Annotated in this window: 19 protein-coding genes; 6 read left to right on the top strand and 13 right to left on the bottom strand. The window is 31.6% G+C overall.

Going from position 1 to position 22,689, the window contains the following annotated elements:
• Positions 1-89 precede the first annotated feature (89 nt).
• From ACZ451_RS02915 to ACZ451_RS02900, 4 genes are all read right to left on the bottom strand, one after another.
• A complete protein-coding gene (locus tag ACZ451_RS02915; protein ID WP_464215590.1) occupies positions 90-2,945 on the bottom strand; it encodes a sensor histidine kinase in 2,856 nt (951 codons plus the stop codon).
• Positions 2,946-2,953: 8 nt separating this feature from the next.
• Positions 2,954-3,706: a LytR/AlgR family response regulator transcription factor gene (locus ACZ451_RS02910; protein WP_464215589.1), complete on the bottom strand. Its 753-nt coding sequence runs from the start codon at positions 3,704-3,706 to the stop codon at positions 2,954-2,956.
• A gap of 141 nt (positions 3,707-3,847) precedes the next feature.
• Positions 3,848-4,318 carry an Lrp/AsnC ligand binding domain-containing protein gene (locus tag ACZ451_RS02905; protein ID WP_464215588.1) on the bottom strand — a complete coding sequence of 157 codons (471 nt, stop codon included), beginning with the start codon at positions 4,316-4,318 and terminating at the stop codon, positions 3,848-3,850.
• Positions 4,319-4,388: 70 nt separating this feature from the next.
• Entirely contained in the window at positions 4,389-5,762 is a 1,374-nt protein-coding gene (locus ACZ451_RS02900) for a saccharopine dehydrogenase family protein (protein WP_464215587.1), read from the bottom strand.
• A 78-nt stretch (positions 5,763-5,840) separates the two neighbouring features.
• Here ACZ451_RS02900 and ACZ451_RS02895 point away from each other — a divergent pair, with 78 nt between their 5' ends.
• Both ACZ451_RS02895 and pckA read left to right on the top strand, forming a co-directional pair.
• A complete protein-coding gene (locus ACZ451_RS02895) occupies positions 5,841-6,236 on the top strand; it encodes a DUF423 domain-containing protein (protein ID WP_464215586.1) in 396 nt (131 codons plus the stop codon).
• A 66-nt stretch (positions 6,237-6,302) separates the two neighbouring features.
• The gene (gene pckA, locus ACZ451_RS02890; RefSeq protein WP_464215585.1) at positions 6,303-7,910 is read left to right on the top strand and encodes a phosphoenolpyruvate carboxykinase (ATP); all 1,608 of its coding nucleotides are present in this window, start codon (positions 6,303-6,305) and stop codon (positions 7,908-7,910) included.
• Between the two features lie 55 nt (positions 7,911-7,965).
• On the opposite strand, the gene ACZ451_RS02885 is transcribed toward pckA, so the two are convergent.
• Genes ACZ451_RS02885 through ACZ451_RS02875 form a run of 3 tightly spaced genes read right to left on the bottom strand, consistent with a single transcriptional unit; the run spans position 7,966 to position 11,038 of the window.
• Complete coding sequence (locus ACZ451_RS02885; RefSeq protein WP_464215584.1) at positions 7,966-8,712, bottom strand: uroporphyrinogen-III synthase; 747 nt, start codon at positions 8,710-8,712, stop codon at positions 7,966-7,968.
• 5 nt (positions 8,713-8,717) lie between these two features.
• The gene (locus ACZ451_RS02880) at positions 8,718-9,371 is read right to left on the bottom strand and encodes a DUF4271 domain-containing protein (RefSeq protein WP_464215582.1); all 654 of its coding nucleotides are present in this window, start codon (positions 9,369-9,371) and stop codon (positions 8,718-8,720) included.
• Between the two features lie 2 nt (positions 9,372-9,373).
• Entirely contained in the window at positions 9,374-11,038 is a 1,665-nt protein-coding gene (locus tag ACZ451_RS02875; protein ID WP_464215581.1) for an ArnT family glycosyltransferase, read from the bottom strand.
• Positions 11,039-11,202: 164 nt separating this feature from the next.
• Between ACZ451_RS02875 and ACZ451_RS02870 the strand changes: the two genes are divergently transcribed.
• Genes ACZ451_RS02870 through ACZ451_RS02860 form a run of 3 tightly spaced genes read left to right on the top strand, consistent with a single transcriptional unit; the run spans position 11,203 to position 13,781 of the window.
• Complete coding sequence (locus ACZ451_RS02870) at positions 11,203-11,931, top strand: polyprenol monophosphomannose synthase (protein ID WP_464215580.1); 729 nt, start codon at positions 11,203-11,205, stop codon at positions 11,929-11,931.
• A 5-nt stretch (positions 11,932-11,936) separates the two neighbouring features.
• Positions 11,937-13,271, top strand: a complete 1,335-nt coding sequence (locus tag ACZ451_RS02865) for a dihydroorotase (protein WP_464215579.1) — start codon at positions 11,937-11,939, stop codon at positions 13,269-13,271.
• 3 nt (positions 13,272-13,274) lie between these two features.
• Positions 13,275-13,781, top strand: a complete 507-nt coding sequence (locus ACZ451_RS02860; protein WP_464215578.1) for a DUF4296 domain-containing protein — start codon at positions 13,275-13,277, stop codon at positions 13,779-13,781.
• A gap of 3 nt (positions 13,782-13,784) precedes the next feature.
• On the opposite strand, the gene ACZ451_RS02855 is transcribed toward ACZ451_RS02860, so the two are convergent.
• The gene (locus tag ACZ451_RS02855; RefSeq protein WP_464215577.1) at positions 13,785-14,789 is read right to left on the bottom strand and encodes an NAD-dependent epimerase/dehydratase family protein; all 1,005 of its coding nucleotides are present in this window, start codon (positions 14,787-14,789) and stop codon (positions 13,785-13,787) included.
• A gap of 105 nt (positions 14,790-14,894) precedes the next feature.
• On the opposite strand from ACZ451_RS02855, the gene tyrS reads away from it, so the two are divergent.
• Positions 14,895-16,190 (top strand): tyrosine--tRNA ligase, encoded by a 1,296-nt coding sequence (gene tyrS, locus ACZ451_RS02850; RefSeq protein ID WP_464215576.1) that lies wholly within the window; start codon positions 14,895-14,897, stop codon positions 16,188-16,190.
• Between the two features lie 192 nt (positions 16,191-16,382).
• Here the strand turns inward: tyrS and ACZ451_RS02845 are convergent, their stop codons facing one another.
• From ACZ451_RS02845 to ACZ451_RS02825, 5 genes are all read right to left on the bottom strand, one after another.
• The gene (locus ACZ451_RS02845; RefSeq protein ID WP_464215575.1) at positions 16,383-17,360 is read right to left on the bottom strand and encodes a LuxE/PaaK family acyltransferase; all 978 of its coding nucleotides are present in this window, start codon (positions 17,358-17,360) and stop codon (positions 16,383-16,385) included.
• Between the two features lie 87 nt (positions 17,361-17,447).
• A complete protein-coding gene (locus tag ACZ451_RS02840; RefSeq protein ID WP_464215574.1) occupies positions 17,448-17,771 on the bottom strand; it encodes a T9SS type A sorting domain-containing protein in 324 nt (107 codons plus the stop codon).
• Positions 17,772-17,954: 183 nt separating this feature from the next.
• A complete protein-coding gene (locus ACZ451_RS02835) occupies positions 17,955-18,263 on the bottom strand; it encodes a T9SS type A sorting domain-containing protein (RefSeq protein ID WP_464215573.1) in 309 nt (102 codons plus the stop codon).
• Positions 18,264-18,455: 192 nt separating this feature from the next.
• Entirely contained in the window at positions 18,456-19,685 is a 1,230-nt protein-coding gene (locus tag ACZ451_RS02830; protein ID WP_464215572.1) for a hypothetical protein, read from the bottom strand.
• 103 nt (positions 19,686-19,788) lie between these two features.
• Positions 19,789-22,560, bottom strand: coding sequence for a TonB-dependent receptor domain-containing protein (locus ACZ451_RS02825; RefSeq protein ID WP_464215571.1), 2,772 nt, complete (start codon positions 22,558-22,560; stop codon positions 19,789-19,791).
• Positions 22,561-22,689 lie beyond the last annotated feature (129 nt).

The following is a 22,689-nucleotide window of genomic DNA, read 5'->3' as shown; positions in this document are numbered from 1 at the left end:
TAAAATACCCTAATCCTTAAATAGAATAAGGAATGATTTTATGTAGCTAAAATTTGTTTTGCGAAAATGAATATCGCTATTCTATAAAGCTATTCATTGAGATTAGGAAGGATAATGATAACTTTAGTACCGATAGGTTTATGTGCTTCTTTTAGGTCTTGAATTTTAAATCCTATTTCGTTACTATATTTTTCACTTAAAATTTGTAATCTTTTGCGAATGGCATTTAAGGCATAGGATTCTTTTGTTGACCCCTGGCGTTTTTGAATTTTACTTGCTTGCTCCCGACCAACCCCATTATCTATAAGAATACATTTTAAACCAGAAGCGTAAGATTCAAAATTTATAATTAACTGTTTTTTGTCTTCTTTATGAAAAAGACCATGAACAATTGCATTTTCTACAAATGGTTGAATAACTAATGAAGGTAATTTAATAGCTATGTCTGCTTTGTTTTTTATTTCGTAATTAAAGGAATCTCCAAATCGTAATTTTTCTAATTTTAAATAGGTGTCTAGGAACTCAATTTCTTCTTCTAATGCAATATAGCCTTGATTAGAATATTTTAATGAATTACGAACTAATTCTGAAAATAAGACAATATAGTCATAAGAAGCATCCGTATTTTGTTTTAATATTAAATCTTGTATGGCGTTTAATGAGTTGAAAATAAAATGCGGATTCATTTGAGAACGTAAAGCCTTTAATTCAGCTTCTAAGTAACTCGTTTTTAATGCTTGTTGTTCTAATTTTTGAGTATTTCGTTTTTCTATTTTTCTCTTATTATACGTATTATAAAAAGTTACTAGTATTACGATAATTAAGCCAATAGTTAGATAAAACCACCAAGTCTGCCAAAAGGCTTTCTTTATCTCAAAATTATAGTGAATGGGTTTTGTTTCAAAATCTCTATAAACTGTTTTTAAAGTAAAAGAATAGGTGCCAGGTGGTAAATAGTTATAGGTTATTGTAGGTTGTAAAACAGATATACGTTGTTCTTTTTTATCAAATCCTTTGAGCTGATAGGTGTGGATTGCTTCTTTTTCTGAAGTTATTCCACTAAAATTTAAGTGTGCAACAAGTTTATTTTTTTTATAATCTAAGCTTGTTTTTGCAAGTGGAGATATTAGTTTATCAGAAAGCCGTACTGAATCTATAGTTACTGAAAATTTTGGTTTTATATTTGGTTGGTCATTTAATGATATAGATAAAATTTGGTTATTAGTCAAAAACCAAATGCTATCCTTCCCAACCGCAAAATCTTTGATACTTCCATTCGGGATTCCTTCTGCAAGTCCAATGGTTTGCCAAGTATTATTTTTGGTGTTATATATTTGAAACCCTTCTTTATGAGAGATGAAAATGAGCTCTTTTTGTTGCGCAAGCTTATATACAAAATCATATTTTTGTGTTAGTTTTATAGGCTTTTTACCTTGTTCAAATATTAAAACACCATGATTTTGTGTAGCTGCCCATACTTGATTTTTATGTGCCAATAAATCATTAGCAATAATGTCTTTTCCTTTAAAAGTGAGTATTTCTCTAGTTCCATTTTTATAGATTTTTACTAGTGATGATATCGAAGCGATATAAATTGCATCCTCATTAGAAAGGTATATGGCATCATTACTACGAGATACAATTGGTTTTAGTTTAGAATATTTTTGTGTGGTGTTAAATGGTTCCCATAAACTATCATGAAGTAAATGGTTATTAGAGGTTTTAAACACACCTTCAGAAGTGCTTAACAGTAGTGTTTTATCATTAATAAACTCAACATTTTTTATAGCACCAGGGGCAGTATATCTATAAAAAAGGTTATGCGTATTTGAATTTTCAACTTCAGAAGAATTTTTTAAATAAAAAATTCGTTTCGGTATAAAATTAAATGAATTAGTGATGTGTTCTACAGTTCCATTTTCATATTTTAAAATACCATTAGTTTTATCTGCTAAAAATAGGGTGTTATTTTTACCTGCCACTATAGCTTCAATAGTATTAAATTCTTTTGCTTTATGCTGAATAACATCCGGATTGGGTACAACGATTAGCCCTTTGCCAAAAGTCCCTAGTAATAGTTCGCCATTAATACCCTTAGCGATATCAGAAATAAAAATGGTATTAAAATATTGATGTGTAATACTAATTTTTTGATTTACCTTTTCTAGTACCTCTATTCCTGTTGTATTTTTTCTTCTCCAAATTCTTTTGTTGTTAAACTGAATATATTTAGTATTTGAACTATATAGTTTACTTTGATGTTTAGTATCGTATACCCTATTTAAGAAATAATTGTCTACTAATTCTCCATTTAAATCGCATATAATACCAGCAGTATTATTATTGACATATTTAAATGAATTTTCTTCCTTGAGTAATTTCCCATTTTTAATTTCAAATAAGGTGTCAAGGTTTTTTTTTGTGGTAAATATACGTCCGTCAGGAAGTTTAGACAATCCTAAAAATGTTTGGTCTTTATTCTCCAGAATAATGTCAATATTATTTGCTGTAATAAGATAATAACCTTTGGATTTAAAAAGTAAGTTATCTGCAACATCAATTTCCATTGACATGTTTGCAGACAGTTTATTTTGAGGGATTTGAGCAAATAACTCAAGGTGATTTGCTTTAATGTTAAAAATTTGCCCAGTAAGATTATAGCAAAATACTTCACCTGCGCTATTTTCTCTTAAATTAAAAAGAGAAATTCCCTTTTGTTGTTTATGTGGCGTAATAGCTTGCATTGCTCCATGTTTATATTGGTACAAACCTTCATTGGTAGTTACATACAAACGCAAATCTTTTGTTTGTAAAACGGAATATATTTCGGCATTTTGTAAGGTAGCTTTTCCAAGAGTAAAGTAACTAAAATCTTGAGCTTTACTCAGGTGTACAACTAAAAGTGAGAGTACTATAAATAGGTAGGATTTTATATACTTAAGCATCTCTGTAATCATTGAAGATTTGAACAAAATTCAACAAACTCCACATATTGCTTACGCGATATTTTTGCTTCAATACTATCTTCTAAAAAAAGGGTGCTCGTAGTACGATTAAAAGACTTTAAGTAATTAAAATTAATTAACCAACTTCTATGGGCTCTATAAAAAAGAGTATTGGTATCTAATAAGCTTTCATAGTGTTTTAGGTTTTTACTAGTAGTGATTTTTCCTTGTTTATGTATATGAATACAGGTATAAGCACCATTTGCTTCAATAGCAATAATATTTTTGATAGTAATAATACGCCTATTTCCCATTTCAGGAATCACTAATTTTTCCTCTTTTTTGTCTTTAATGGTATTTAGAAGAATTTTATAATGCTCCGAGTTATTTTTATCGTCTATTCGTGTTTTTAGTTTAGAAAGTGACTCATCTAATCTTAAGCGATGAATTGGTTTAATTAAATAGTCTATAGCGCAAAGTTCAAATGCTTTTATAGCGTATTGATCATAAGCGGTGACAAATATGATTTCAAAATCTATTTTTTTAATAAAATTCGAAATTTCATAGCCTGCATAGTTGGGCATTTGTACATCTAAAAAAATAACATCTGGCTTTAATTGTTGTATTGCTTGTACGCCTTTCAATAGATTATGGCATATACTAAGAACCTCAATGTTGTAGTTGCTTTTTAGTAGTAATTCACTAAGAACACTATTTGCTCTAGGTTCGTCGTCAATTAGTATGGCTTTTATTGTATCCATTTTATAAATATAACCCTATTATTTTGTGATTTAATGGTTTAATTTACAAAGCAAAAAATGTTTTTATAAACCACCTCAAATTCAAATTATATTTCAAAGCAAGGAATAGAATCGTTTACCTATTTTACTAACAACCAATAGCTATATGCTAATCTGTCTTTCAATTTGCTGGTCTAATGATATAAAAGTTTCTGTTCTAGATACACCACTAATTTGTTGTATTTCGTTATTTAAAACCTGCATTAAATGCTCATTATCTTTGCAAAGTACTTTTATAAGAATAGACCAATTCCCTGTTGTATAATGGCATTCTAAAACCTCGGGTATTTTTTCAAGTTCTTTTACAGCCTTTGGATTACTCATTGCTTTATCTAAATAAATGCCAACATAAGCCATTGTTAAATAACCTAAAACTTTGGGGTTAATGATAAATTTAGAACCAGCAATTAGGCCAGAATTCTCTAATTTTCTGAGCCGTTGGTGTATGGCTGCGCCAGAGATACCAATATTTCTAGCAATTTCTAATACGGGTTTACGGGCATCTGACATTAAAAATCTTAAGATTTTTTTGTCAATACCGTCAATTTTTATTTTTTCATCACTAGATTTCATACTTTGGGTTTTAATTTATCCTTAAAATTAGATATTTTATAATAAACTAAAAGTATAAACATCTGTTTTTTTAAATTTGGTTACTATTAGGATTATAACCTAAGTAAGGTACTTCTGTTTCTTTAAAGCAAATCCCATAATTTTCTAATTCGTTTAAAATAGGAGTATAGATATTTTCTTGTAAAGGGATTTGCACGCCAGGTTCGGTTATTTTTTTGTTCAGTATAAGCAAGGTAGCAATTGCTAATGGTAGTCCTACTGTTTTGGCCATAGCGGTGTGCGTTCTGTTCTCTCCGAGTACAACCATATTTGAATCTATTTGTTTTTTAACGCCATTAATTTCATACCCAAATTTATGATACATTACAATCATATCTTTATCATCATTAGAAAGTGTCCAACTATTTTCTAAAATTTCTTGAAGTATTTGTGCAGGAGTAGCATTTTGTTTTTTTATTTTTTTAGTAGTGCTGAATAAATTTAATTCAACTAATTTATCCCATATCAGATCATCTTGATCTATTTTTAAATAGTGTCTTAATTTTAATTCTACTGTATTGGTTGGTGAGTATGGTAAAAATAAGTTGATAAATGCCCTGTAGGACATACCTTTTGAGTTTTCTATTGTGTAGCTATCATCTGTGGCACCAAGTTCCACAAAAAGATTCCATGCTTTAGAAAAACCTACTCTGCGCATAGTACCTCTGTAAAGTGTTAGAATTGTATCAAGCCCATAAGCTTCTCTGTATTTTAAAGAATCTCTATTAGCATAAACTTCAAATTTTCCGTGGCCTTCTATTTCCAAAAATTCCGTTCGTTTAAAAAGTTTATGATACGGTATGTATTTATAGGTGCCTTCTTGTATAAATTTTGCGGTACCTCCTTGTCCTGCAATGACAACATTTCTGGGGTTCCAAGTAAATTTATAATTCCATAAATTATCATCGTTATCTGGCGCAACAAGACCGCCCGTAAAAGATTCGAAAAGTAACATTTTACCCCCCTTATCTTTAATCCTATTTATAATTTGCATTGCGCTCATATGATCTATTCCAGGATCTAAACCCATCTCATTCATAAAGATTAACCCTTTATCTTTAGCCTCTTTGTCTATAGCTTTCATTTCGTCGCTAACATATGAGGCCGTGATCATATGTGTATTATAAACAAGACAGTCTTTGGCTAGTATTGGATGTAAACGTGCGGGTAACATAGAAATAACAATATGAGCAATTTTAATAAGTTCTTGCCTTTTTGCGGTATCCGAAATATCTAATAGTGCTACAGTAAAGTTTGGATGATTTTTAAATCGATCCGCTATAGCATCAAGCTTTATGTCAGCTATAGTGATATGTAAATGTTCTTCTGTTGCTTTTTCTAAAAAATAATCTAATAAGTAAGCAGTAGATTTTCCTGCACCTATGATAAGGATATTTCGAAGCATAGTTTTGTATTTTTGATTCTACTAAAATTTAAATCAACATTTATTGTTGTAAATGTAAAAATATAACTATTTTTTGTTATGAATAAAACAATTTTACTTACAGGTATCATTTTAGGAATGCTTTCCGTTGTTCTTGGAGCATTTGGAGCACATGGTTTAGAAAAAGTTTTAGATGCCGATGCGCTCAACTCTTTTGAAACCGGTATAAAATATCAAATGTATCATGCTTTGTTTTTATTAGTATTAGGAAACATGAAACAGTTAGATAGCAAACATAAAAAATGGACTTATTATTTCATTACAATAGGGATAGTTTTCTTTTCTTTTTCAATTTATGGATTAGCAACAAATAGCCTTACTGCTATAAACTTTAAAAAGATTGCATTAGTAACACCAATTGGCGGTACATTGTTAATCATTGGTTGGGGAGTATTAGGCTATAAAATCATAAAAAAGTCGAATAATATTGTTTGATTTATAACATAATCAATTATTAATTTGATAATTTTGACCCATTAAAAATATTAAATCTATAATTTGATGGTAAATAAGTTAAGTTCTATTTCATTATCCGCATATGGGATCCATACGGATAAAGTACATTATCAATTAACGTCAAGTCAACTCCATGAAATTTCTTTGGAAAAAGGTATGGGTGTAGAAGTGTCTTCTGGCGCTTTAGCTGTTAATACAGGAGAATTTACAGGGCGTTCTCCTTTAGACAGGTTTATTGTAAAAGATAAGATTACTGAAGATAAGGTTTGGTGGGGCGAAATTAATATTCCTTTTGAAGCTGATAAATTTGATGCTCTTTACGACAAAGTAACACATTATTTAAGCGAAAAAGAAGTATATGTTAGAGATTCATATGCTTGTGCCGATGCAAATTATAAGTTAAATATTAGAGTCATAAATGAATATCCTTGGTCTAATATGTTTGCTTATAATATGTTTTTAAGACCTACGGATGAGGAGTTAGAGAATTTTGATCCAGAATGGACCGTTATAAATGCACCAGGTTTTATGGCAAATGCAGCAATAGACGGAACAAGACAACATAACTTTGCAATTTTAAATTTCACTAAAAAAATAGCGCTTATTGGTGGAACAGGTTATACAGGAGAAATTAAAAAAGGAATTTTTTCCGCTTTAAATTTTATTCTGCCCGTTTATAAAAATACCTTACCCATGCATTGTTCTGCTAATGTTGGTGTTGATGGTGATACTGCCATATTTTTTGGGCTATCAGGTACTGGAAAAACAACACTTTCTGCTGATCCTAATCGAAAATTAATTGGCGATGATGAACATGGTTGGACAAACGAAAATGCTGTTTTTAATTTTGAAGGAGGATGTTATGCCAAGGTGATTAACTTATCTGCTGAAAATGAGCCAGAAATTTTTGGAGCTATTAAAAAAGGAGCACTTTTAGAGAATATTATTATAAACGATAAAGGTGATATAGATTTTGCAGATACTTCTATCACACAAAATACGCGTGTAAGTTATCCAATAAATCATATAGATAACATCCAAGTACCCTCCATAGGGAAAAATCCTAAAAACATCTTTTTTTTAACAGCAGATGCTTTTGGTGTATTGCCTCCTATTTCTAAACTAACCCCTAGCCAAGCAGCATATCATTTTATATCTGGTTATACAGCAAAAGTGGCTGGTACTGAAGCTGGTGTTAAGGAGCCTATACCATCATTCTCTGCTTGTTTTGGTGCGCCATTTATGCCTTTACACCCAACTGAATATGCAGAAATGCTCAGTAAAAAAATGAAAGATGCTGGAGTAAATGTCTGGTTGGTAAATACAGGTTGGACTGGAGGATCTTATGGTGTAGGAACTCGTATGAAATTAAAGTATACAAGAGCTATGATTACTGCTGCACTAAATGGAGATTTAGGTTTGTATTCGTATGATGCCTATCATATTCATTCTGTTTTTGGAGTAGCACAACCAAGAGAATGCCCAGGAGTGCCTACAAGTGTATTAAGCCCAAGAGCAACTTGGAATAATGATGATGCGTATTACAAAACAGCTTTTAAGTTAAGTAATGCATTTAGAGAAAATTTTAAAAAGTTTGAATCTTACGCTAGCGAAGAAATAAGACGTGGCGGACCGCAACGTTATGCCTTTTAAAAATAAAAAGCCCAGTTGTACAACTGGGCTCTTTTATATCTATAAATTAGATCAATTATTTTTTATTAGCAGAAGCAATATATTTGCTCAATGCCATAGACATAGATGGCGTTTCTGGAGTTGGTGCTTCTATATCTATACGTAAACCAGCAGCTGTAGCGGCCTTTACAGTAGAATTTCCAAATACAGCTATTCTAGTATCTTTTTGTTCAAAATCTGGGAAATTCTTTAATAAAGATTCTATACCAGACGGACTAAAGAATACTAAAATATCATAGTATACATTTCTTAAATCAGATAAGTCGCTAATTACAGTTTTGTAAAAAATACCCCTCGTCCAATTCAGTTCCATCTCATCCATAGTTTTAGGGACTATAGGTTTTAAAACATTAGAGGACGGTAGTAAGAACTTCTCGTCTTTATATTTTTTAAGCAATGTAGTTAAATCTAAAAAGTTCATTTTACCTACATAAATCTTACGCTTACGATACACTACATATTTTTGAAGGTAGTATGCAACTGCTTCAGATTGGCAAAAATACTTCATTGTATCAGGTACTTTAAAGCGCATCTCTTCGGCAATTCTAAAGAAATGATCTACAGAATTTCTACTAATTAGAACAATGGCAGTAAAATTATGAAGATCTATTTTTTGTTGTCTTACGCTTTTCGCATTTACACCTTCAACATGTATAAAAGGTCTAAAGTCTACTTTTACCTTTTCTTTATCTATCAATCTTGAATATGGAGAGTTTTCCACCTTAGGTTCTGGTTGGGATACCAAAATCGTTTTTACTTTCATAAATATCAGTCTTTTAGATAGCTTCCAATTAACACTAGGGGTGCAATTTCGAGTGTGCAAAGGTACAAAATAAAATAGAAAAAATTATAAGCAATTAATTTTTGATGATTTCTTATAACTGTAACCCATCCTATTGAATTAATTAAAAGAATTAAGATAAGTGTTATGTATACAACAATTTTTGAATCCTTAAGAATATAGATCAAAATCACATTTGAAATAAACAAAGCAATTCCACTATAGTTTAAATATGATATTTTTTTGAATAAAAGCTCACTTATAAAACTATTTATATTGAAAATAAAGCCATTACCTAATTGCAATAATACCTTTAAGATAAAGAAAAACAACAAAACGCTTAGTACATATATAAATAGTGCTCCTTCCATTTTACTATCATAAAAAATATGAAAAGACATATAACAAAAGAGCGATAAATTTAAGAGTTGAAAAGTTGTGAGAAAGGCATTAAACCAATTAAATAACTTGTCTTTCTTATTGTACATAAATAAATACTTGTTATTAAAAGGCAATATCATAAAATTTAAAAAACGAGTGTAAAAAAATTGTTTTACAATCACTACCAATACAATGCTAAAAAAGAGGATTAGCGTAATCCAATCTATATTAGTTATTGCTCTTAGCGTAGCATCTTTCATTCTTAATTTAATTTTATATTATCTCCGTTCATTCCTGGATCAAGTCCGTTTTCCGAAATACCTATTTTAAAATACCCAGGAGATTCTATAGTATATTTGGGCAGTTTAAAGTCAAAAAAAGTGGTGTCTTTAGCCTTTAATACTTGTGTTGCACTTTCTTTTAATTTTGGTGTAATAAATACTGTCTCTTGCGCTATTTTATATTGATTATGATATATAACCGCAAATTTAATTTTTTGCAACGGTATGTCTTCATTATATGGGTTATATATTTTAAGGTTAAGCGCCTCTTTTGAGTTTAATGCAACTTCAGAAACCTCTAGTTTTACCCTAAGTTTTCTAAAACTTTCAAAATCTTCAATAAAAACGCCATAACCATAACTTTTTCGGGGATAGTAAAATTTATGCGTTTTGTCTTTAGCTCCTGGCGTTACATGTAGTACTCTTTGATGTTGAACTTGAGTTTCAGAATGATCAATAGAATATTGATTTCGCCTGTAGTAGACATTGTTGAGAGAAAAACTGGTATTGCCTGTATAAAAAGCATACATAGGGGTTAACCAATAAGAATTTTCAAATAATACGGGAGCTTCCCCTGCAACATGTTTAATTTTACTAACCCATGCTTTATTTCCATGAGACTCATATTTAAAAGGGGATAATGGTTCAAAAACCATAGCAATTCTACAATAGCATAGTATTATAAGGTTGATAATACCTATTCTAAAAATCCACTTTTTAGCATTTTTATTTTCTAATAGATAATTAAAAGTAATGATACTAAGCGGGATACATATAATAATAAGCCATTGCGCTTGTACCCTTTTACTAAAGCTAGAAATAAAGAAAAAGAGCACTACACCATAAGTTAAAAATAACAAAGCCTTATTAAAAAGAGTGTTTTTTTTAGCCTTGTATAAGGCAATATATACCCAAGGAAAAATAAGTCCAAAAATAATAACAAGGTTCAATAAAAAAGTTCCGGTATTTTTCCCAAAATTATAACCTCTGTTAGGTCGCTCAAAAAGATGGTATTTTATAGAAACAAAATCATTTTCAAAGAGCCATAAAAAATGCGGAGTGTACCCTATTAATGCTATACTAACGGCTACCCAAGCATATTTATTTGCAACTATTTTTATATTAGAAAGTAAAACAAAAACAATAACAAGTACAGCGTGGTATTTACTATACATTAAGCACGCCATAACCAGTCCCAAGCCTATTGCTATAAATACGGAAGGTTTTTCTAAGAACTTTTTATAAACAAATAAGAAAAGCGCAGTAAAGAATAATAGAGGCGTATCTGGTAGAGTGAAAAAACCATAGGCATGTAGTAATGGCATAGAGAGGCATACTACAAAAAAGTGTATAACAAAATCTTTCTTTTTAGGATGATCAATACAACTCCAAATACACAATAATGTGCCTAAAGCCAAAAGGCAACTCATAAAACGTACGCCTAATTCTTCACTAAAAAAGAAACTACTCAACTTAACTAATACGGCAACCATTGGAGGATGGTCAAAATAACCCCAAGCCATATCTTGTGCATAATGCCAGTAGTAGGCTTCATCAAAAATTAATTCGGTAAAATTACTTTGCAGCAAGTTAATACTTAGAAGAATTCCTAATAGTATTAAAAAAAGTCTAGGTAGTTTAGGCATTATACATTATGAATTAACACGTCAAAATTACGAATTCTAGATGTATTGTTTACCCTGTTATTTTTGGAAAACTGATATTGTACATTTAAAAAAATCATAAATGCATTAGGTAGATTTCTTTAGAGCTATTATTATGCTATTTTTGCCAAAATAGATTTTCATAGATGTCAGATAGTTTAGTTATCATTCCCACTTTTAATGAGATTGAAAATATAGAAGCTATAATTAATGCTGTTTTTGATTTAAAAAAAGATTTTCATGTACTTGTTGTAGATGATAATTCTCCGGATGGTACGGCTCAGAAAGTTACTGAAATACAAGAAAATTTTACCGATAGTTTGTTTCTTGAAGTCCGCAAAGAAAAAGCAGGTTTAGGAACTGCCTATATTCATGGATTTAGATGGGCTATTGCAAAACAGTATGATTTTATTTTTGAAATGGATGCTGATTTTTCGCATACCCCTGCAGACTTAATTAGATTAAAACGTGCCTGTGTTGATGGTGCAGATCTTGCTATAGGTTCTAGATATATAAAAGGTGTTAATGTGGTTAACTGGCCTTTGCATAGGGTCTTGTTATCATACGGAGCCTCGTTTTATGTAAAAATAATTACAGGAATGCGAGTACATGATCCAACAGCAGGTTTTATATGCTATCGCAGGCATGTATTAGAAACTATAGATTTAGCGTCTGTCCATTTTGTGGGATATGCATTTCAGATAGAAATGAAATTTAGAGCACATTTAAAAAGGTTTAAAATAAAAGAAATCCCGATTATTTTTACAGATCGTGTTTTAGGAAAATCTAAAATGAATTCTTCTATAATAAGAGAAGCAGTTTTTGGAGTTTTTAAAATGAAATGGTTAAGCTTATTCAGAAAAAATAAATTTTAAGAGTAATGAAGTATTTAATTAAAAATGCCAAGATTGTAAATGAGAATACCATTCAGCAAAAAGATATTCTTATTAAAGATGATATTATTCTAAAAATTGAAGCTGCCATAAGTGATGCTACTGCTACGGTAATAGATGCAAGCGGAAAATATGTCTTACCGGGTATAATAGATGATCAAGTGCATTTTAGAGAACCAGGCCTTACACATAAAGGAGATATTGCTAGTGAGAGTAAAGCGGCAATTGCTGGAGGGATCACTACCTACATGGAGCAACCTAATACCAACCCACAAACCACCACAATAGAAAAATTAGAAGAAAAGTTTGCTGTAGCTGCAAAAAGCTCTTATGCCAATTACTCTTTTTTATTTGGTGGTACAAATGACAATTTAGAAGAGTTAAAAAAATTAGATAGAAATGCCTGTTCAGGCGTAAAGTTATTTTTAGGATCTTCTACGGGTAATATGTTGGTAGATGACGAAGAAGTGATAGAAAAAATATTTAGAAATACAGAAATGGTCATTTCTGCGCATTGCGAAGATGAAACGACTATTAAAAATAATTTAGAAGCCTATAAGGAAACATATGGAGATGATATTCCGTTGCAATACCATCCACTAATAAGAAGCGAGGAAGCTTGTTATTTATCATCTTCTAAAGCAATATCCTTAGCCAAAATAACAGGGGCCCGGTTACATGTTTTTCATCTTTCAACAGGGATAGAAACTGCATTGTTTAGAAATGACATCCCGTTAAAAGACAAGAAAGTAACTGCGGAAGTTTGTTTGCATCATCTCTGGTTTTCTGATGAAGATTATAAAACAAAAGGAGCCTTTATAAAATGGAATCCAGCAGTAAAAACAACGGAAGACAGAGCAAAGTTATGGGAAGCTTTTTTAGATGACAGAATTGATGTTTTGGCAACAGATCATGCACCTCATAATTTAGAAGAAAAAGATAATGTATATACCAAAACACCATCTGGTGGTCCTTTAGTACAACATGCTTTACCAGCCATATTAGAAAAATACCATCAAGGCGTTATCCGTTTAGAGAAAATTGTAGAAAAGATGTGCCATAACCCAGCTATACTTTTCGATATTGAAAAAAGAGGTTATGTTAGAGAGGGCTATTATGCCGATTTAGTATTAGTTAATTTAGAGGATGCTTGGACTGTTACGAAAGAAAATATAGTTTATAAATGTGGCTGGTCACCATTTCAAGGAGATCAATTTAGTTCTAAAGTAACACATACTTTTGTGAATGGACACCTAGCTTATGAAAATGGTAATTTTTCTGAAGAAAAAAAAGGAAAACGTTTAACTTTTGAACGCGCTTAAATCATGAAAAAAATAGCACAGTTTGTTACCTTACTTGTTTTTGGAATTAACTTACTTACTTCTTGTAAAGAAACTATTGTACAAAAACCTGAAGATTTTATTTCTAAAGAAGAAATGACTGCTATTTACTATGATTTAGCCATACTGGGAGCTGCACGTAATACTGCTAAAACAAATTTAATTGAAAACGATGTAGAAACTATGGAATATATTTATAAAAAATATAACATAGACAGCGTTAAGTTTGTAAAGAATAATCTTTATTATGCCTCTTTGCCAGAAGACTATTTAAATATCTATGAAGAAGTAAAATTGAAGTTAGAGGAGACCAAAAAAGAAGTAGATCTGGAACAAAAGTTAAAAAGGAAGGCAGATAGTATTGAAAGGGTAGCGAAAGAATTAAAGAAGGCAAAAAAAGATTCTTTACTTAAAGTAGAAAAGGATTCTCTACTTAAAATTAAACAAGATTCAATATTTAAAAATATAAATAAGCTAAAGAAGAACCTTTAATTATTAATGCTCTTTTAGGTATTGTTCAGCACAAAAAGCGATACTATTATCTACTTTTTCAAAGTTATATTTAAAAGTTTCTGTTACTTTTTTAGTATCATAGATATGCTGTTCCTGTAGGGAAATCACAGCACTTTTTGTTAGCCTTCGTTTGCTGTTTGTTAGTAAACTCCAAATCCAATCCAAACGCCATAAAAATTCTAATTGCCAAAACTTTAGTATTTTACTTGGCGGCCTTACTTGTAGTTTATGAGTAATTTTAGTTAGTATTTGTTTGTAGCTTAAATTTTCTGCTACTACAATAAAACGTTCTTTTGTAATAGCAGCATTCATCGCTAATATCATTAGGGCAATTACATCTTGTATGGCTACAAAACCGGAACCCCCTGGCGGGTATCGTTTTCTTCCTTTAGCTGCATTGGTAAATAGAACACCACTGCCTGTATTCCAAAATCCAGGGCCAATAATAACTCCTGGGTTTAAAATTACAATCTGTAAACCTTCTTGTGAACCCCGCCAAACTTCCATTTCAGCATCATATTTAGTCAATGCATATGGGTTTATATCTTGGTTATTCCAATCGCTTTCTTCATTTACAATAGTGGTATGTGTTTCTTTTCCTATAGTTCCAATTGTACTTACGTAGCATAGTTTTTTTATATTTTTTGCAAGGCAGAAATTTACAATATTAGCTGTTCCTTCTGCATTTATTTTGTATAGAATATCATAATCTTTTGGGTCAAAAGAAATGAGTGCAGCGCAATGATAAACATGTGTTACATGTTCAAAAGCAATTTCTAATTCTGGAATGTTATTGATATCAGCTTGTACCCAGCTAATTTTATTAAAAAGCGTTTCACTCTCATCTGTATAATACCCAAAAATATCAGTTACTTTTTTTAAAGAAGCTTTAGTGCGGTAAGTTGCTTTTACAGCACCTTCAGTTCTTGTTAATTGCAGTAAAAGATGTGCTCCTACCAAACCTGTGCCGCCTGTAACTAAAATCATTGGCTAAAATTAGCAATTTGTTCTGTATTTATTCAATTTTTAGAGCAGTTTAAACAGGCTATTTCTTTTATATTTGCAGCAATTATTTATTATAAAGCGTAAAAAATGACAGCTAATTTTGTAGCAGAGTTACAATGGAGAGGAATGTTGCACGATGCCATGCCCGGAACAGAAGAACATTTAATGACCGAAATGCAATCTGCTTATGTTGGTATAGATCCAACGGCAGACTCACTTCATATTGGGCATTTGGTGGGTGTTATGATGCTGCGTCACTTTCAATTAGCAGGTCATAAACCCTATGCACTGATAGGTGGTGCCACAGGAATGATTGGTGACCCTTCTGGAAAATCTGCAGAAAGAAATTTATTAGATGAAAAAACCCTGCGCCATAATGAAGAAGCTTTAAAAGAGCAGTTATCTCGTTTTTTAGATTTTAAAGGCGATAAAAAAAACGCTGCTGTTTTAGTGAATAACTATGATTGGATGAAAGACTTTTCATTCCTAGAATTTATTAGAGATGTAGGGAAACACATTACAGTAAATTATATGATGGCAAAAGATTCTGTAAAAAAACGACTGTCTTCTGAAGCTAAGGAAGGGATGTCTTTTACAGAATTTACGTATCAACTCGTACAAGGTTATGATTTTTTACATCTTTTTAAAGCCCACAACTGTACCCTACAAATGGGGGGTAGTGACCAGTGGGGGAATATTACTACGGGGACTGAATTAATTAGAAGAATAGGCGGCGGAAAAGGCTATGCATTAACCTGCCCTTTAATAACCAAAGCAGATGGAACCAAATTTGGTAAAACCGAAGGCGGTAATGTGTGGTTAGATGCTAATAGAACCTCACCGTATAAATTTTACCAATATTGGTTAAATACCTCTGATGATGATGCAGAGAAGTATATTAAGATATTTACATTTCTTGCCAAAGAAGAAATAGAAGGTTTAATAGCGGAGCATAAAGAAGCGCCACATGCGCGTGTTTTGCAAAAACGCTTAGCAGATGAAATTACTGTAATGGTACATTCTCAAGAAGATTTAGATAATGCCAAAGCAGCAAGTACTATTTTATTTGGAAAATCTACCGCAGATGATTTAAAGAAATTAGATGAGAAAACGTTTTTAGAGGTTTTTGATGGAGTACCACAAGCTGAGGTTCCTAGAGATGAAATTACTGAAGGTTTAGATATGATAGGTGCTTTAGCCGCAAAAACAGGATTTTTAGAATCTAATGGTGCGGCAAGGCGCGAGTTAAAACAAAATTCCATTGCTGTAAATAGAGAAAAAGTAAAAGAAGATTATACCATTACTACAGCAGATTTAATTAATGATAAGTTTGTGTTGTTGCAACGTGGTAAAAAGAATTATTTTGTTTTGGTGGTGAAGTAACTATTTACAAACTTTAATTATAATTGCGTCAGTTCGAGTGTTTTTTCGTGTAGCAAAGCGGAACTAAAAATGTATCGAGAACCATTGGAACCAAAAAAAGTTCTCGATATAATTTTTTCTTCATTTCATTACGAAAAAACCACTCGAACTGACGTTTTTTAATTTATAGAGTAAGTAACTGTTACGTATTGATTACAAGACCATCAAATTACAACCCCTAATATCAGAATGGTCAAACCTGCCTAAGATTTCAAACCTACCGTCTTCGTATTTTTTGCCTAAGTCTTGGGTAGCGATAAAAGAACAAGAATTGATATTGGCTAGATCTATAACATTAACTCCGCCCGTTTTTCCAATAGGTTGATAGGAGAGTGCATCTTCTGTATCACGAATTAAAATTTTCATCCAAGGGGGTGTTTCAAAAATACCATTGCCTTTAGAATACCCTTGTGATAAGAGCTCCGTCATCCCATATTCTGAGTGAATTTGGGAAACCCCAAAACCATGAGTCAAAATCTCATGGAGTTCTTCGCGAATCATTTCTTTTCGACGGCCTTTCATACCACCTGTTTCCATAATAGTGGTATGTTTTAAATTCAGTTGATAGGTTTCTACCAAATCTAACAAAGCAAAAGAAACGCCTATTAATAATACTTTAGTTCCAGCGGCATCAAGCTGAGCCAGTTTTTCTTTTAATACCTCAAGATTATTCAAATAAAAACCACTTTCTGGATGCTTGCTTTTTGTAATAAGATCGTCAACCATATAAATTAAAGAAGACCCTTGCCGCTCTAAATAAGAGGGAAGTAAAGCTAAAACACAGTAGTCTGTAATAGCGCCATAGAAATGCTGAAATGCTTTTTGATAACTAGCTTCGTATAGTTTTGTGTCTGTTACATAATGCGTGCTTGTTTCAGTACCTGTTGTACCGCTACTTGTAAATAAAGCTTCTGGTGTAGCAGTTGAAGAAACAATTTTTTTTGATTTAAAAAAAGAAATGGGTAAAAAGGGAATAGCCTCTATGGTTTTAATAGTATTTGGGGTTTTATTTAGGCTGTTGCAAAACTTTTGATAAATGCTATTGTGTTGGTATTGATGTGCAAAAATTTCCAAACAAAGTAAATTAAAATCACTTGTAGTTTTTATGTCAAAAATTTTGCTTGTATTCATTCGTTATATTGAAACACAAAAATAAGCGCTAAAAAATAAAACCCCTAATCTTTACAGAAAAGGGGTCAAAATAAATGGTTTGGTTGGTTATTTAACGACTAGCTTTCTAGTAGTGGTTTTTTCTTTTTCTGTTATCTTCACTAAGTATACCCCGGCTATAAGTTTAGAAACATTTAATTCTTTTTGTGCAGTATGCTCTTTTAGTACAATTTCTCCAAAAAGATCATATACAATAATATCTTTAGCTGCGTTAGTAGCAGTGGTAATATAAACGACATCGTTAAAAGATGGATTAGGGTATAATTTCAATCCAACAATCTCATTTTCTTGCTGTAATTCTTTTTCAGGAATTTCTTGACCAGAAACTATAGAAGTGAGTGCTATGAGTAGAATTAAGTAGATTTTTGTCATTTTAGTTCGTTTGGGATAACAAGACAAATGTAGCATTATATCCTACTTAGGACTACTAAATGTTGTGAAATGCAAATTATTGTATGTTAACCCAGTTTTTTGCATTTTTTTATGCTTTCAAACAAAGAAAGTGCTGGTTACACTATAGTTTTCAGAATTAGAAATGATTTTTTTTTGAAGTAATTACTTGACAATAAGCTTTCTGGTAGCCATTTTGTCTTTCTCAAAAACACGCAATACATAGATACCTGCATCTAAATTAATAAGATTTAATTCGGTTCCTAGAATTGTAGTTTCCATAACTAAAGTACCAAGCACATCATAAATAGCAACTTTTTTAGGGGCATTATTTTTAGTGATAATGTTTACTTTACCGTTAGTTGCAGGATTTGGATATAATTTTAAACCTTCTATATCTCCATTGGCAGGTGCACTTTGTGCATAGCCAAACGAGACTGTAAGAAATAATAATAGAAGGTAAAAATGCTTCATTTAATTAAATTGTAATTTATTAGAAATTAAAATAACAAATAATATGCCATAAAGATAATAATTTTAATTGTAGAACGTTGCATGCTTTCCTTAAAACCATATGTTTTTTCGTTAAAAGTTAAAATCCCCATCAAAATTTTAAAATTTTGATGGGGATTTTAAATGTAATATATATCGAAAAATACTTCGTTTTTATTGCTCTAATAGTTCGCCAACTAATCCAGACCACATAAACGTGTTAATGTCTACAGAAGGTGTTACTGCATCTGTAAGTGTTACAGTAGCACCAGAATTATTTTCAATTTCCATAATATTAACACCACTCATTACATCTACAGTACCCGTTATTGATGTTGCTGCTATGGCATCACCTCTACCATCATTTAAATCTACAGTGTCACTAGCACTTGGATTTGCATCTCCGTTATTATTAAAATTAAATCCTAAATGTAAGCCAGTAATTGTTGCAGAAGATCCTCTACGTATTTTAACAAAATCTGCCATATTAATAATACCATTATTTAAAATAGTAACGTTAGTAATAGTTGGGTTAGATTGGTTGGCATCATCAGGAGAACGGCCATCTAAATTTCCATCGCCTTCAATACCTCTTGGATCTTCTGAAACGGCTGTGAAACCTATAGTACGAACACCATACCAATTAGAATTTGCCGTACCTCTATACCCCTGTGTCCAATCAAATAAATCATCACGAGAATCTACAACTAATAAGTTTTCTATAGAAGCAGTACCCCCAAAAAACTCAATTCCATCATCATCACCTTTATTAATAATGATATTACTTAATTGTGTTCCGCTACCAACACCATACAAGGTTAAGCCGTTAAATTCTTGCTCACCATTAATACGTGCACCAGTATACTCAATAATTACATAGTCTAATATCCCAGAATTATCAGTATCATCTGTACCACCATAAGACAAAGGTAATACCTCTGTAGTTGATGTTCCACCACCAGAAATACCAGCAAAACCATTAATAAGGATACCACCCCAATCTCCAGCTCTAGGATTTGCAGCAGCAGAAGTAAAGGTAATCGGTGCAGCAGCTGTACCATCAGCAATAATAGATGCACCTTGTTCTACAACTAAAAATACATTGGTACCCCCAACAGAAGCTTCTAATCTTGTACCAGCTTCTATAGTTAAGGTTGCTCCATCTTTTACAGCTAATTCTCCAGTTAAATTCCAAGTCTGTGCATTGCTTAAGGTAATATTAGCAGTAATGTCTCCTTTTAAATCAGCAGCATTTAAATCTGGATCATCTTGTGAGTCAATGATACCATCAGTAGTTGGTTCTCCTACTGGAGGATCTTGCAATGTAGGAACACTATCATCCATACATGATGTAATTACAGTTAAAATGCTTAAGGTTAAAATTGAAATAAAAAACTTTTTCATTGTTTTTAGTGTTAAATTAAATATGTTTATGAGATATAATTTTATACAAAAAAAGAGCTTATTAATGGTAACTATATTAGCTTATTATTAAGTGTTTTTTAAGTTAAAATTTATACGATAAACCTAAACTCATATTAATACCACGTTTGTATGTTTGCACCGTAAAATCTTGACCATCAGATTCTTGTGTAATTTTAAAATCAGGATCTACGATGTTTTTAAGGTTCAGATTTAGGCTTAGTTTTTTGTTGATATTAAGCCTGTTGATAAAATCTAAAGTTACTCTAGATTGTTCTACTAAATTTTCATTTCCAGCAACTCCTAGTGCAAAGATACGGTCGCTAAAAAAGTTTGCTACCAAAGAGGAATTAAACTTAAGATCACCCGCCGTATAATTATAGGTAAAGTCTGTATTGATCAGTATTGGAGAAGCACCTTCTAATTCATCTTCAGTATTGGTAAACCGAACCGTTAAATTATCTGTTGGCACATCTTCTAATTGTTGATTAGAAGCTAAATAGGAAAAGTTAAGTCCATATTGTAAATCATTTTTTTTGTCCTCAGCAATTTCTTTGCTAAAAATATTTTTTCGGAACTCTACTTCTAGTCCAAAAACAGAAGCATCACCAACATTTACAAAAGAAAAATCGTTTCCAGCACTATTTACTCGTATTCTGTTAATAGGATTTTGGATGGCTTTATAGTAACCATTTAAAGAAATTAACTCACTAGCACTAAAAAAGAAATCATATTTTAAATCAAAATTGTAGGTGTCAGACGTAATTAAATCTGGATTACCAAATGATGAGCTCGTAACATCTTGATATAAGAAAGGAGCGGTTTCTTTAAATTGTGGTAGCGTATAGGTTTTACTTGCTGCAAAACGTAAAATACTATTCTCGTTAAAGTTATATTTTAAAGAGAAATTAGGAAGTATAAAATCTTCTTGAATGTTAGAGTCATCAGTTGTTTGGCTATTTACAGAAGTAGCCAAAGAAGTATCAAAAGGAACCACTTGGTCAACGGTCTCAAAACGCAATCCACCAGATAAGGTTAAGTTTTCTGAAACATCATAGATTCCCTGTGTATAGGCAGCAACAGTTTCACGATCACCAAAATAGAAAAAAGGAACTAACGCATTAATATTATCTGCACGCCCTCTATCTGTTTCAATCGTAAAAGTATTATTTATCCCAGCAGCATTAAAAACAGCATCAGGGTTATTGATATCTACCGCTTCTTGCGAATTAAAGGCAAAATTAAATTGTGTAAACAAAAAACGACGTTGTGTACTTCTATAATCAGCACCTACAGTAATTGCATCATTTTTTGGTTCATCTTCATCACTAGTGCTAAACTTATAAGTTGCATTAGCTTTACCCGTAATATCCTCTTCTTGTAAATCTGAATAAAAACGGTGATTTAGTCCTGCACTACCCACAGCTACTCTAAAAATAGGATCACTACCATCTATAGGTCTTACAAAAGTATTGGTACGCCTGTCTGGTTCATTACCTTGTATAAAATTATAACTTCCATCTACATTTAAAATAATATGGTCTGATAGGGTAAAAGAGGTTAATAATTGATTCACAAATAGGCTATTTTTATTGGTCTGTTGACGGCGAATAAAAATTTCCAGGTCATCACCAACACTTGCATTTGGCCCTATAAACTCGCCAACACTTTGCGTAACTTTTCTAATAATACTACCGTTGTAGGCAATAGAATGATTGTTTCCAAAACTGTATTTAGCATTAAACAAACCAAGTTGCGTAGTAGCATAAAAACTTTCAGAAGATTGTAAATTAGGATCTAAAATATTATTAGCAATGGCTAATACCCCTCTACTCCCTTCTCTAAATTGATAATCATTAGAAGTACTTAAGGTTAAAAATAAAGACAAACGATTCTCGTTCTCTCCAATAAGATATCTTTTTCCAGCCGTAATAGAACCACTAAAATTAATAGGAGTACTTCTTGTTTCAGGATTTAAACTATTGTTAAACGTAAAAAAGTTAGGATCGTTTACAGGAATATCTGTACTAATACCTGTTCCTATACTATTAGCTCCAGCTGGTGCTAAAAAAGTAGCACTGATGGCATTGAAATTTATACCACTACCAAAAGAGATGTCTAATTGCTCTTTGCCACTTATTTCTTTAGAAATAATATCAAGATTAGCACCAGCAACATCCCCAAATATGTCGGCACTAAATACTTTATTAATACCGATTGATTTGATAATATTTGAAGTGAAAAAATTTAAGGCTATATTTTTATATTCAGGATCTTCAGACGGTAAAGGAAGACCATTAAGAGAAGTTGCATTATAGCGATCTCCTAAACCACGAACAAAAACATTCTTAGAACCTTCTGCTTTAGAAACCCCAGGAACTTTAGTAACTGCACCTTCTGCATTACTAACCCCTTTTCGAGTAAGTTCTTGTGCTCCAATTGAAGTTTTAATGCTTGTTGCTTTTTTTTGATCGATTAAAAGAGCTGTTTCAGAATCTTTTCTAGAAACAGTAGTTACCACAACTTCATCTAAAGAAACCCCTTCTGCTGCACTCATTGTTAAGTTTACGGTAGTAACTTTACCAGCTACAACCTCAAGATTAGGTAAGTCAATAGTTTTGTAACCGATATAGCTAAAACTTAAGGTATATGTACCAGGTTCTAAATTTGCCAATTCATATAATCCATCAAAATCTGTTGTAGTCCCCTTGGTAGTGCCTTTAATAAGAATATTAGCAAAAGCTAAAGGTTCATTATTTGTTTCTTTGTCGGTTACTTTTCCAACAATACTACCTGTGTTTTGTGCGCTTAGGTTAAACGTTACGATACAAACTAAGCTTAAAATAAAATATTTCATTTATGTTTTTATAATTTGGTGCAAATAACGAGACAAGACGTAAAAGTGATGTTAGCTAAATATTAAAAGTGAGTTTCCTTAATGTTGCTTTATTGTTATGAGGTTAAATCAACGTTAAGTGGGTTTAGC

The organism is Allocellulophaga tsushimaensis, assembly GCF_055383085.1.
The sequence above is the reverse complement of the archived record's forward strand: the minus strand, read 5'-3'. Positions and strand labels throughout refer to the sequence as shown.